4 protein-coding genes are annotated in these 15,415 nt (G+C 38.0%); 2 read left to right on the top strand and 2 right to left on the bottom strand.

The genetic code is table 11. From position 1 onward, the window contains the following. Positions 1-120 precede the first annotated feature (120 nt). Positions 121-810, bottom strand: a complete 690-nt coding sequence (locus FJOH_RS20535; protein WP_012025944.1) for a LytR/AlgR family response regulator transcription factor — start codon at positions 808-810, stop codon at positions 121-123. Next, positions 807-1,829: a sensor histidine kinase gene (locus FJOH_RS20540; protein ID WP_044048459.1), complete on the bottom strand. Its 1,023-nt coding sequence runs from the start codon at positions 1,827-1,829 to the stop codon at positions 807-809. Before FJOH_RS20540 ends, FJOH_RS20535 begins: the two co-directional genes overlap by 4 nt. Before the next feature lie 140 nt (positions 1,830-1,969). On the opposite strand from FJOH_RS20540, the gene FJOH_RS20545 reads away from it, so the two are divergent. Then, on the top strand, positions 1,970-4,351 hold the full coding sequence (locus FJOH_RS20545; protein ID WP_012025946.1) for an outer membrane beta-barrel family protein: 2,382 nt from the start codon (positions 1,970-1,972) through the stop codon (positions 4,349-4,351). A gap of 242 nt (positions 4,352-4,593) precedes the next feature. Then, on the top strand, positions 4,594-15,402 hold the full coding sequence (locus tag FJOH_RS20550; RefSeq protein ID WP_012025947.1) for a T9SS C-terminal target domain-containing protein: 10,809 nt from the start codon (positions 4,594-4,596) through the stop codon (positions 15,400-15,402). Positions 15,403-15,415 lie beyond the last annotated feature (13 nt).

The raw sequence follows: 15,415 nt of genomic DNA on the forward strand, positions 1-15,415 counted from the left end.
GTTCCCACATGAAAAGCCTCTGAAAACATTTGATTTATTAAAACGAAATTGTAATTTATTAAGAAGAAAATCAGCTTTATAAACAAAAAACTCCCAATTATTTTGAGAGCTTTTTACTTTTTAACTTAACCAGTCACTTATTAGTTTTCTATAAGTTTCGCCTATTGGCAGAAATTCCCCGTTTGTCATCTTAATCTGGTTGCCTTCGATGACCTTGATTTTGTTTTTGGGAATAATAAACGAACGATGAATGCGCACAAATTGATTTAACGGCAGTTTCTCTAAAATGTCTTTCATATTCTCCAAAACCATAATTTTTTCATCTTTAGTATGAATTCGGATATAATCTTTTAAGCCTTCGATATACAAAATATGATCTGTCGCTATTTTATGGTGTTTTCTATCGGCTTTTACAAATAAATAATCTTCTGAATCCAGATTTTGAAAGGTTTCCTGCCAGCGTATAAATTTCTCAACACTTTGATAAAATCGATTAAAAACAATAGGTTTCAGCAGATAATCAATAACATGGAACTGAAAAACATCTAAAGCATATTCCGGATACGCCGAAGTAATAATGAAATTGTGCTTTTGATTGAACATCTGCATTAATTCTAAACCGGTTAACTGCGGCATTTGGATATCGATAAAAACCAAGTCGACAGATTCGTTGTTTAGTATTTCAATGGCCTTAAAAACATCAGAATCGGCATATAAAACATTCAGCCTTGGCACTTTTGAGGCATAATCTGCCAGTAATTTTACTGCAAAAGGTTCGTCGTCTAATATGATACAATTTATTTTTTTCATTTTAAATCTATTTCAAGTTCGGCTGTAAACTGATTGTTTTGGTTCGTAAATTTTATTTGATGTTTTTGCGGATAATATATTTCTAATCGTTTTTTGAGGTTTTCTAATCCAATTCCTCCCAGTTTGTCTTTTTTTTGTGTTCCAATATCATTTAGAACTTTAAAAATGAGTTTTTTGTCTTTTACTTTTAAATCAATTGTAATAGGATTTTCTGTAGAAGTTTTGCCGTGTTTTAAAGCATTTTCAATTAAAGGTGATAAAATATAAGGCGGAATTTCTTCGAACTCATTTTCGGTTTCGGTTTTCAAATCAACAAAAGCAGTTTCCTGATGTCTTAGTTGTTCGAGCTCGATATAAGCTTTTATATAATCGATTTCATCTGATAATTTAATCTTTTCTTTCTGCGATTCGTAAGTCGTAAACCGCATAATCTGACTCAGTTTTTCGATCGCTGTTAACGATTTGTCCGACTGAAAATAAACCATCGAATAAATATTATTGAGCGTATTAAAAATAAAATGCGGGTTTATCTGGGCTTTCAAAAATTTAATCTCCGTGCTTTTGTTTTCTTCTAAAATAATCTGGTTGTACTCTAAAAGACGGATAAAATAAATAACAAACCAAAGCAGGGAACTCAAAATAATCGGCATACTGCTGTATTGCAGATTATCGAACATATAATTTAAAAATGCAGTATTGGTATAATTTATTCTTTGAAATAAAATATGAGTTATAACCTGCTCAATCAGCCATCTTAAAGCTGTAAAAAACAAATAAGAAACGAGAACGCCTGCAAAAAATCTTTTCCATTGAAAGGATTTAAAAACGAATTTCATTACTGCGAAATAATGAAAATAGAAAGTAAGGATAAAAACAATCAGATAGGTTATAAAAAACAAATCCGGCACATAAAGTCTTGCTCGTATTGGGTTTTTAATGAATGTAAAATAGGCCATCAAAAACCAGTAGACAATATGAATTAGTATTTCTGCTTTTTTTGATAAAGTTCCCTTATGCATGTTTTTGTAATTTTTTTCAAAGATATACATTCAAAAAAAAGCCCAAAACAGGGTTTGTAGATTATTCGCGGGGGTTTGTCGATAAAAGTAGTTTTCAGCCTTTTTTCGATACAGTTTTGCAGGGTAATTAATTTAAAACCATGAAAAAAATTATTCTTTTAGTATTTGTTCTTCTGTTTAAAATCAATTCTTTCGGTCAGCAATTTGAACTGAAAGGAAAAGTAGTAAATCAAAATAAAACTGCTGTCGAGTTTGTAATTGCCAGTTTATTAAAAGACAATAAAATACTTGTATCTGTTTCTACCGACAGCTTAGGGAATTTTGAAATGAAAGCTGCAAAAGGAACTTACAAACTGTTACTGGAACAATTTGGAACAGAATACCTCAACAAAGAAATTATACTTGACCAAAACATGGATTTTGGATTGATTGAAATTAAAGAAACGGTGCAGCTTGAAAGTGTGACGATACAATCAAGAAAAAAACTGGTTGAACAAAAGGTTGACCGACTTGTTTTTAATGTAGAAAACTCGGTAACAGCTGCCGGCGGAACTGCATTAGACGCACTAAAAGCAACTCCAACGGTTCGCGTGCAAAATGAAGTTATTTCAATTGTGGGTAAGGGAGAAATCCTGGTTATGATTGACGATCGTTTACAAAAAATGCCTCAGGAAGATTTGGCTGCATTTCTTAAATCTATTCCGTCAGATAATATCAAAAGTATTGAAGTGATTACAACACCTCCGGCAAAATATGATGCTGAAGGCAACAGCGGATTAATTAATATTAAACTGAAAACGGCAAAAGCAAATTCATGGAATGCTAATATTGGAAGTGCGTACACACAAAAAACATACGCAGGCGGCAACCTTAACGGATTATTTACTTATAATCAAGATAGACTTTCTCTACAGACTTCTGTAAGCAAAGGAACAGGAAAGCTTTTAAGAACTTCTGAAAGTAAAATTTATTACCCAAATGAAGTATGGAAACAGCAAACAGCCAATAAAACTAAAAACGATTTATTGAGTTTAAGTCTTGGAATAGATTATAAACTAAGTACTAAATGGTCTGCAGGAATGAGCTATCTGGGCAGTTTTAATAATAGAGTTTCTGCTAATAATCCGTTTACGACTATATATACTGATGATGCTGTAAACTCTTATATCGCATCTGATGTAAAAGCTGAAAATGCTCCAAAAATGAATTCTGTAAATCTTCATAATACTTTTGTTTTGGATAGTTTAGGAAAAAATATTTCGGTTGATCTTGATTATTTTAATTATCAAAAAGACGATTACCGCTTTTTTTTCGGCAATGAATTAGATGCTGATAAGAATGTTATTTCTAACAGTTTTTTTTCTTCTACAAACAGCAATCTTAATAAAATAAACAATTATTCAGCCGCTGTCGATTTTACCTTTCCTGCTGTCTGGGCCAATCTTAGTTTTGGTGCAAAGGCTTTTCATACCAACACAAATAACAATCTTGTGGTGTATGATAATGAAACGGGAAATCCAGTTTTAAATACCAATCAGTCGAATGTGTTTAATTATAAAGAATACAATCAGGCTTTGTATTTTTCCGGAAGTAAAAAAATAAATCCTAAATGGGAAACGCAGATTGGTCTGCGATTTGAAGCTACGCAGACAAAAGGTTTCTCAGAAAATTTAAACCAAACGAATACCAATAATTACATTAAACTATTTCCAACGGCTTACGTGACGTATGTACCGAATGAAAACAATACTTTTTCGTTGAATTACAGCCGAAGAATCCGCAGACCTGATTTTGATTATCTAAATCCGTTTGTTATTAAAACAAGTCCGTATTATTATTCAGAGGGAAATCCGTATTTGAAACCTTCTATTATTGATAATTTCGAGTTTTCATTTATTCGAAACCAAAAATGGGTGAATTCTGTTTATTTTTCTCAGGTTTCAGATTTCGGACAGGAATTATCAATTATCGATCCCGTTACAAACGTTACGAGAAGTACGCCTTTAAATTATGCTGATACATATCAAATTGGATTTTCGACTTCATATAATTTCAACAAATGGTCTTGGTGGAACAGTTTTACAGGTTTTAATCTGAACTATCAAAATGTAAAATCTAAAACTGATTTTATAAATTCAATTGAAGGTTATAACGGGTATTTTTATACCAATAATGATTTTACGATAAACCATACCAAAACTTTGTTTTTGGGTGTGAATTATGGGTTGCAGCTTCCGGGACGTTATCAGATTTTTAATATTTCGACTTTACATATTTTAGATGTTTCGGTTAAAGTTCTCACTTTAAATAAAAAACTGGCGCTTACCATTGTTGGCGAAGATCTTTTAAATGCACAAAAACCATTAATTAGTTACCAATCAAACGGCATTAAAACCAATGCAAAAAGCTACAGCGATACAAGAGGTTTTAGAATTTCGTTAAGCTATAAATTTGGAAACCAAAAAATTCAGTCTAAACAAAGCAATTTCGGAAATGAAGAAGAAAGAAACAGGGCAAATTAATTTTGCCCTTATTTTTTTATCAAAATTGATTTTCTGCCCAAAATACAGTGTTTCAAAACAAAAAAATGGTTGCATTTTATAACTTGAAACATCTAAATAAATTTCTTACATCTTTCTTTATGTAAATTTGAAATCCCCACTCTACCCAGCCTAACGTCATTTTACCTGAATTTACAACATAAATTTATTAATATAACGTGGTTCTATAAATTGTTCGTGTCCACTTTTCAATCCCGAAGCCTATGGAACAATCTATACTAATTAGGAAGTATTTCAAAAAACTGGTTTTAAGTATTTTTATTCTTTTTATTTATACAACAGACCTGTATGGGCAAAACTGTTCTGTAAATGCCGGTATTCTTAATGTTACTATCTGCGAAACAGATGCTCTGGTACTGACTGGAAATAACCCGTCTCCCATTATTGGAAATGTGTTATGGACTCAGATTTCAGGACCTACTGTTGTTATTAATTCTCCTAACAATCCTACGACTACGATTTCTGGTTACACAGGAGGGAACACGTATATTTTTAGATATAGTGCAACCTGCGGAGACGGCGTATTTGCGTATCAGGATAAAGTGGTTAATGTACAGCCTATCACTATTGCCAATGCGGGAGGTAATATAACAAGCTGTCCCAATAGTGCCGGAACATTAACAATTTCTGCTAATGCTCCTCAAAACACAGGAGAAACGGCTCATTGGGAAATAGTAGGCGCTAACAATGCCGGAGTTGTAATCAATTTTCCAAATCTGCCTACCTCAACTATAACTTTACCGCAGACAAGCTGCGGTACAACAACACTTCAATGGGTTATAGAAGGGCCAGAATATGCTGCAGGGCAGCGATGCAGAACGACATCTCAAATTACGGTTACCAATTACGGCGGTGTTAAGCCGGTTTCTGCCGGAGCAGATCAAACTTTAAGCAATTGTTATACTACTACACAAAGTACAAATCTTACGGGAACTTATGGCGGCTGCGGTCTTAACGGGCAAAATGGTCAATGGACTTTTGTAAGCGGTCCAAATACACCTTCTATTGGCAGTCCAAATTCTAACGATACTCAAATTTCTAACCTTGTTGAAGGTACTTATACTTTTAGATGGACGGTTACAGGACCTTGTGCCTCCGGAAATGATCTTGTTACGATTACAGTTCCTCCGGCCACACAGGATGTAACAACACTGCCGGGCGGAGATGAAAATATATTCTTTTGCGACAGCAGTATTAATCAGGTAACACTTGTAGCTCAGACTCCATTATATGCCGGTGAAACGGTACAATGGACGCAGATTGAAGGAGACACAGGTGCAGTAATTGTTTCACCGACTAATCCTACTACTTTGGTGACTAACATATCTGATGCCGGAGATCCTTACAGATTTAGATATACGCTTACCAACAGTAATACAGGCTGTATTTTTACTAAAGATTATATTGTTCAGTTTAATAGTGCTACAAGAACGATTGTCGCTAATAATGGTGATGATTTAATAGGGAACTGTAATGCAACTGTATTTACAATTCCGCTTACGGTTACAGGAACGGGTTATAACCAATATAGAATCGTTAGCGGTCCTGCAGGTTCGCCATTAGGTCCTTTTCCAACTGCCTATACCAATATTGGAAATTCCTTAACTCTTACGCTCACCACTTCTGGTGAATATATTGTTGAATTTGTTCGAAAACAAGACGGATCACTTCCTATAGGATGCGATTATGGTTTCGACTCTTTGAATATTTTAGTTTCTGGCGAACCAACGCCTTCAAATGCAGGTTCTGATGTAAGTCTGCCATGCGGAGACACAACTACGGTTTTATCAGGAGTTGCAACAGATGAAGGAATGCATTTCTGGAGTCAGCTGAGCGGGCCAAATGAAGCTGTAATTGTTGACAATTTTGCAGTTGACACGCAAGTAACCGGATTAATTCCCGGAACTTATGTTTTTGAATATATTACAAAAGGCGGCGGTGCAAAATGCGGTTTCTCGGTTTCTAATGTAACGATACATGTATCAGGAAGCAATTTAGGCACAACAGATGCAGGACCCGATCAGATAGTCTGCACCAATTCACAAGTGCCTCTTGCCGCAAGTCCTCCTTTAAGCGGCGAAATTGGTACCTGGAGTCAGGTTTCTGGTCCAAGTACGATAACTTTTTCTAATGTAAATGATCCAAACGCGATTGCAACAGGTTTTACTACAGCTGCATCTGCATATCAATTACAATGGACTATAGCTTATCTTCATCCGGGACCTTCCTGCAGTGCATCTATTTCTGATACGGTAACTATTGCCACAAATAATGCCACTGCTTCATCCAGTGCTGATGCCGGGCCGGATGCTTGTTATCCTTCAGGCACAAGTTCTTTTAATCTAAGCGGAAATACACCGGGAATATTAGAAACCGGAATCTGGACGGTAGTGCCTGCTGCCGGAGTTATTATTGCTGACGAAAATGATCCAAATACCATGGTAACGGTTCCCGGAAATGGAACGTACGTATTTACATGGGCAATTGAAACCATAACCAGATTATGCGAACCTAACAGAAGTTCTGTTTCGATTACTATTGCCAACACACCTCCTGCTGCAAACGCGGGCCCGGATCAGGAAATATGCGGTAATACCATTACTATGGCCGCAACACCAAGCAGCGGCGGTGTAGGAACCTGGACAAGAATTTCAGGTGTTGGAGGTTATACAATAAGTGACGAACATGATCCTAATGCGGTGTTTACTTTTGCATACAGCGGTTTTTATATTTTTAGATGGACTATTAATGCCGAAGTCTGCGGTGAGGCATTTGATGATATTAATTTAACTATTGGAATCCCGCCTATTGCAGCCAATGCAGGGCCTGATCAAAATATCTGCGGCAGTACCAGTGTTACAATGGCCGGAAGTACTTATGACAGTTTCTTTGAAAGCGGACAATGGTCGGTTTTGACTGGTGCGCCAAATCAGCCTAATATTGTGAATCCTTCAAGTCCAAATACTGTAATTAACGGACTTGTTGCCGGTACTTATACTTTTAGATGGACGATTACAGCAAAAAGCATTTTCCTGTGTCAGGGAACTTTTGATGATGTAGTTGTAGTAGTCGCACCAGCCGCCAATGCCGGCATCGATCAGAACTATTGTGATGTTACCAGTATTCAGCTTAAAGGAAATGAAAACTCAACGGGAATCTGGACGCTTACCAGCACTACAGGAAATAGTAATGATGTTGTTATTACACAATCGCCTCCAAACAGTTATGTTGCAAATGCAACTGTTGTTCCCGGAAACAGTTATGTTTTTACTTATACAACCAGTCCTGTAACCTATCCTAATGGCAGTACTTGTCCGGGATCATCAGATACTGTAAATGTTACTATTTACAGCGGCGCGAGTATAGATCCAAATGCCGGAGCAGATCAAACTTTATGTATTGCTGATGTTGGAGGAACTGCAACTCTGACTGGAAATATGCCTCCTCCCGATGTATCCGTAGCCGAATGGCGTTTTGTTTATCAGCCTTCAGGAAGTGTTGCTGTAATTACCACCCCTTCTGCCCCATTAACTACAGTTACAGGTTTAACAGTTCCGGGACTTTATATTCTGGAATGGGTATTTGAAAGTAATTCCTGCCGAACATTATCAGATATAGTAAGAATCGAAATGAACGCAGCGCCAAGCACTGCCGATGCAGGTCCTGATGATACTGCTGCCTGTCAAACCACATATCAAACTGCCGCTGTTCCGCCCGCTGTGGGTATCGGAACGTGGTCTTTTGCCAGTCCGGGAGATGATCCATCCGGAGGTGCCGTAGTAATCAATAATCCTAACAGTCCTGTAACCACGCTGTCTAATATTACAACTTTAGGTACATACAGATTAACATGGACGGTTACAAACGGACCTTTTACCAATCCATCGTTATGTCAGCCTTCTTCAGATACTGTTGAAATAACTTTTAATGATATTCCGCCTTCCATTGCAAATGCAGGACCGGATCAGGAATTATGTGATGTCGATACCGCCACAATGGCCGCTCAGGCCGTTACTTCAGGTCTGGGAACCTGGACTATGACTTCTGGCCCAAATACTGCAAATATTGCTTCACCAAACAGTGAAAACTCTCTAATGTTAGGTTTAATTCCGGGGACTTATGAGTTTCTTTGGACTGTTACGACTTTAAATTTAAACGGATGTATTTCACAGGATTCTGTTATAGTAACCATCTACGATCAGCCATCGACTGCGAATGCAGGGCCAGATCAAACTATTCCGCAGTTTTCTCCTGTAAATATGAATGCCGGTACACCAGCCGTTGGAACCGGAGAATGGACACAGGTATCTGGACCAAGTATAGTAGGATTTACTAATGTAACATCTCCTACAACAGCTGTTACAGGTACTATTTCAGGAACGTATGTTTTAAGATGGACGGTAACTAACGGAAATTGCGCTGTTTCATCAGATACCATGACTCTTACTATTTTGTCTGTAGCAGATCTTGAATTAACAAAATCAGTTACTCCCATAACAGGAAGTGCTGGAGATATCGTAACCTTCAATATTCAGATTTTCAATAATAACTCTTTAGGAGGAACCGTTGATGCTACCGGAGTATCAGTTCGGGATTATATTCCTTCTGGTTATACGATAGTTCCGGGATCAGCAAATTTTGCCGGACAATATAATCTTGGTGATAATACCATTACGTGGAGTAATCTTACTGTTCCTGTTGGAAGCCGTATAACTTTAACTTTTCAGGCTGTAATTAAATCAACAGGATCATATACTAATATCGCAGAAATAATTGCATCAGACCAATTTGATCCGGACAGTACACCAAATAATAATGTTTTGGCAGAAGATGATCAGGATGATGCAGCTATAATATTAGATGTTGCCGATTTATCTCTTCAAAAAACAGTTTCACCAACATCGGTCAGCATCAATGACAATGTTGTGTTTACGATTAGAGTAACGAACAGCGGACCAAATAATGCTTCCGGAATTACTGTTTCAGATCATCTTCCTCCGGGATATACCTATGTAAGCGATAATGGAGCAGGAAAGTATAACAATACAACAGGGATTTGGAATGTTGGTAACCTAAACAACGGAAACTCGCTTACTTTACAAATTACAGCAAAAGTAAATGTTGCAGCAGCTGCCAATTATGTAAATACTGCCGAAATACAAACAGCACATCAGGTCGATCCTGACAGTACACCGGGAAATGGTCTTCCTGAAGACGATATGGCAAGTACCAATGTCACCCTAAAATCAGCTGATTTAGAATTAACCAAATCGGTTTCACCAACTACTGCAGCAGCAGGACAGCAAGTCAATTTTACTATTAATGTAGTAAACAAAGGACCTGGAAATGCTACGGGAGTTAGTGTTCAGGATATTATTCCGGTTGGTTATACGCTGATTCCGGGATCAGTGTCAAATGGCGGTTTATATCAGGTAGCCAATGCTTCTATAAATTGGAACAATTTAGTTTTGGCAAACGGTGCCAATACAAACCTAACTTTCAGCGCCTTTGTAAATCCTTTAGGAAGTTATGTAAATACTGCTCAGATAACAGCAAGTGATTTACCAGATCCTGATAGTACGCCAAATAATAATATTCCAACAGAAGACGATCAGGATACAGCCGAAATTACTTTTATAGGCCCGTCTGCTGATTTATCTTTAGTTAAAAATGTAGTAGCCGGAAATACGAGTCCGGTTGTGGGAAGCCAGGTTTCATTTGAATTGGTTATTACCAACAGCGGTCCAAATAATGCAACCGGAGTTCAGGTAACCGATTTACTTCCGTCAGGTTTTGAATTTGTAAACTACAGCTCATCAGCAGGAATTTATAATGAGGTGACGGGTTTATGGAATGTAGGAACGGTAGATGTTGGTGTTTCTGAATCTCTTATTATAGATGCCAAAGTAATGCCAGCAGGAATTTATACTAATATTGCTCAGGTAACGGCTAGTGATCTTCCTGATCCGGATTCAACACCAAATAACGACGACGGTGATCAAAGCGAAGACGATGAAGACAATGCTGTTATTACGCCAACCCAGCCTTCAGCCGATTTATCTTTAACCAAATCAGTAAATAATCCAACGCCTTTAGTGGGTTCACAAGTTACTTTTGAAATTATTGTGACCAATAACGGCCCACAGGACAATACAGGTATTCAGGTTACTGATTTACTGCCTTCCGGATATACGTATAATAGTTTTACGGTTTCAACAGGAGTTTATAATCCCCTAACTGGTGTTTGGACCGTTGGCAATTTAGTGAATACAAAATTTGAAACACTTCAAATTACAGCAACCGTAAATGCCTCTGGAGATTATCTTAACAAAGCCGAAGTAACAGCAAGTGATCTTCCTGATCCGGATTCAACACCAAATAATGGCGTTACGACTGAAGATGATTACGCCGAAGTTTCAACAACACCTGTACCGCCTTCATCTGATTTATCTGTTACAAAAACGGTAACTAATGCCACGCCTTTGGTGGGCAGTCAGGTGACTTTTGCGATTACAGTAACTAATAACGGACCTCAGGATAATACAGGCGTTCAGGTAACAGATTTACTGCCTTCGGGATATACGTACAATAGTTTTACAGTTTCAACAGGGGCTTTTAATCCGGCAACTGGAGTTTGGACTGTAGGGAATTTGGTAAACGGAAAAATTGAAACCCTGCAGCTTACGGCCACTGTAAATAGTTCCGGAAATTATTTAAACAGCACTGAAATTACAGCTGCTGCTATTCCGGATCCAGACTCTACTCCAAATAACGGAATTACGACAGAAGACGATTATGCCGAAGTTCTTACTACACCAATAACGTTGTCTTCAGATTTATCGTTAGCCAAAACGGTTAATAATCCAACGCCTCTTATTGGATCTCAGGTTATTTTTGAAGTGGTGGTAACCAATAGCGGACCTCAAAACAATACTGGAGTTCAGGTAACAGATATATTGCCAAGCGGTTATAATTTTATTGGCTTTACCGTTTCAACAGGAACATATAACACCTCTAACGGAATTTGGACGGTTGGCAATTTAGCCAGCGGAGATTCTGAAACATTGCAGATCGTTGCTTCTGTTAATAATACGGGAGTTTATACTAATACTGCCGAAGTTACTGCCAGTGATCTTCCCGATCCCGATTCGACTCCAAATAATGGTGTAGCTGCAGAAGACGATTATGCCGAAGCTGCGACAGTTCCAGTTCAGCCTTCTGCCGATTTATCTTTAACAAAAACAGTTAATAACAGTACCCCAATAATTGGTTCTCAGGTAACTTTTAGCATTGGAATAAACAATGCAGGACCCCAGGAAACAAATGATGTAACAGTAACCGATTTACTGCCTTCCGGATATACGTATGTTTCCTACAACACTACTATTGGAACTTATAATCCAACAACAGGATTATGGAATGTGGGTACACTTCCTGCTGCCGCTTCACATACTTTACAAATAACTACTGTGGTAAATCCTTCCGGAAATTATTTGAATACAGCTGAAGTTACAGCAAGTTCAGCTTCTGACCCAGATTCAACACCAAATAATGGTGTTACGACAGAAGATGATTATGCCGAAGCTGCAATTACGCCAACGAATCAGTCATCGGATTTATCTTTAACTAAAACGGTAAATAATACAACACCAATAGTAGGCTCGCAGGTTATTTTTGAAGTTATCGTGACCAATAACGGACCGCAGGATAATACAGGTGTACAAGTAACTGATTTACTTCCTAACGGATATACGTATAATAGTTTTACTATTTCTACCGGAACTTATGATCCTGTAACCGGAATTTGGATTGTTGGTAATTTAATTAACGGAAAATCTGAAACACTGCAATTAACCGCAGCTGTAAATGCATCAGGAAATTATCTGAATGTGGCAGAAGTAACAGCAGCAAATCTTCCTGATCCAGATTCAACGCCAAATAATGGTGCCGCATCAGAAGATGATTATGCAACAGCCACAATTACGCCAACAACTCAGGCATCAGATTTATCTTTAACTAAAACAGTGAGCAATGCGACGCCGTTAGCAGGTTCTTTAGTTACTTTCGAAGTTGTAGTAACCAATAATGGTCCGCAGGATAATACAGGCGTACAAGTAACAGACTTACTTCCATCAGGATATACCTTTACTAATTTTACTATTTCTACAGGAACTTACAATCCCGTAACAGGATTATGGAATGTGGGTAATTTAATCAATGGAAAATCTGAAACTTTACAAATTATTGCCACAGTAAATACTGCTGGAAATTATTTAAATACTGCCGAAGTTACTGCCGCTGCTCTTCCCGATCCCGATTCAACGCCAAATAACGGAATTACTACGGAAGACGATTATGATTCGGCAATAACAGTTCCAATCAATCAGGCAGCCAATTTATCTTTAACCAAAACCGTAAATAATCCAACGCCTTTAGTAGGTTCATTAGTTACTTTTGAAATTGTAGTTACCAACAGCGGTCCTCAAAATGCTGCAGGTGTCGAAGTAACCGATTTACTGCCTAACGGATATACGTATAGCAGTTTTACAGCAACCAAAGGAACTTATAACCGAACTACAGGAAAATGGAATATTGGTTCTTTGTTAAATGGTGATTCGCAGACATTGCAAATTACAGCAACGGTAAATCCTGCCGGAAATTATAACAATATTGCTGAGGTAACAGCAAGCAGTCTGCCAGATCCAAACTCAACTCCAAATAACGGTGTTCCAACCGAAGACGATTATGCAGAAGCTGCTGTTACTCCATCTCAGGCTTTGGCTGACTTATCTCTTGTAAAAGCAGTTGTCGGCGGTAATTTGAGTCCAATATTTGGTGCAGCAGTTACTTTTGAAATCACGGTCAAAAACGACGGTCCGCAAAATGCAACCGGAGTAAAAGTCATCGATTTACTGCCAAGCGGTTATGATTATGTAGTTTACAGCTCAACCGCAGGACAATATTTTAATACAACCGGAATTTGGGATATCGGAACAATTCCAAACGGAGGATCAGAATCGCTTTTAATATCTGCAAAAGTAAATCTAACCGGAAACTATCAAAACACAGCCGAAGTGTATGCTTCAAACGAATTAGATCCGGACAGTACACCCAATAACAATGTTTCTGGAGAAGACGACATTTCATCTGTATTACTCTCTCCTGTTCCAGCTGTCGCAGATCTTTCAATAGAGAAAAATGTAATCAACAACAATCTTACACCCGATGTTGGTTCGCAGATTTCATTTTCTGTAACCGTAACCAATTCAGGTCCGAGTATTTCGACCGGAGTAACCGTAAAAGATATTATTCCGTCTGGTTACGAATACATTTTTTACAATTCTACCTCTGGAAGCTACAATCAAAATACCGGAATATGGACACCGGGAACTATACTTCCGGGCAACAGTCATACCTTATTGATTAATGTTTTTGTAAAAAGCCCAACCGGAACCACAGATGAATATTTAAACACTGCCGAAATCATGACCGCAGACCAATTTGACCCGGATAGCACGCCGGGAAATGGGGTTGCGACAGAAGACGATTACGACAGCATTTCGGTAACGCCGGTAATTGTTATGGCCGATTTATCTATAGCTAAAACAGCATTAAACCAAGATGCCGTGCACGATGTTGGTTCGACCGTTATTTTTACGGTTACAGTTACCAATGATGGTCCGGCAGATGCCACTGGTGTAATGGTTAAAGACTTACTGCCTCCCGGATTCACGTATGTAACCAGCAGTCCTACAAGCGGTCTTTATAATTACGTAACCGGAGTTTGGAACGCAGGCTCTATTGCTGCCGGAACAGACCAGTCTTTGGATATTTATACAACAGTAAATCCACCGTCTGGAGCTGCAGGCCAATATACCAACACTACAGAAGTTATTGCCAGCAACCTGCCTGATCCGGATTCAACGCCAAATAACGGAGTTACAACAGAAGACGATTATGACAGTCTGCAGATTAAAGTGGCTGTTGCCGATTTAAGTTTAGAGAAAACAGTCAGCAATAAAAACGCAAATGTAAACGAAGTAGTAACCTATACGATACAAATTAACAACGAAGGCCCAAGTACAGCAACGGGTGTTGCTGTCGAAGATTTAATTCCTATCGGTTTTTCAAATATCAGCAGCATTACTAATGGAGGAATATTTAGTAAAAGCATTATAAAATGGGTTGACTTAACCGTTCCTGTCGGCGGTATAACCTTAACCTATCAGGCGACTGTTGGAAGTCCGCACGGATTAGAAGCAAACGATTATTTAAATATCGCTCAGGTAACGGCAAGCAATCAGTTTGATCCGGACAGTAAACCGAATAATGATAACGGCGATCAAAGCGAAGACGACGAAGATTCTGAGTTTGTAAATATTCCTTCAACAGATATTGCCATAAATAAAGAAGTCGACCAAACCGATGCCGCTATGGGCAGTGAAGTAATTTTTACTATTACCGCCGAAAATCTTGGAAACCTGACAGCCACAAATGTTGAGGTTCAGGATATTCTTCCAAAAGGATATTTGTTAAACAGTTCTACAGTATCATCTGGAACTTATAACAGCTCGACTAGTGTCTGGGCAATCCCGAGTGTAAATGCCGGAAGCACACAAACCTTAACCATTAACGCCAAAGTAGTAGATTTTAATGATTATTTAAATACAGCCCATCTTGTAAAAATGGATCAGATAGATACCAACTCATCCAATAATCAGGATAGTGCAGCCGTATCGCCAAACTGTTTGAAAATTTACAATGAGTTTTCTCCAAACGACGACGGACAAAACGATACTTTCTATATCGATTGTATCACACAGTATCCGGATAATCAATTAGAGATATTTAACCGCTGGGGCAATTTAGTGTATTACAAAAAAGGATATGATAATACCTGGGACGGAAAAGCCGACGGATCTGCAAAAACACTTCCAGAAGGTACTTATTTCTACGTTCTTGATCTCGGAAACGGTTCGGCTAAAAAATCCGGATGGCTTTATTTAAAATAAAATAGGATAACCA

It is taken from the genome of Flavobacterium johnsoniae UW101 (assembly GCF_000016645.1).
In the GTDB taxonomy this organism is placed as follows: Bacteria; Bacteroidota; Bacteroidia; order Flavobacteriales; family Flavobacteriaceae; genus Flavobacterium; species Flavobacterium johnsoniae.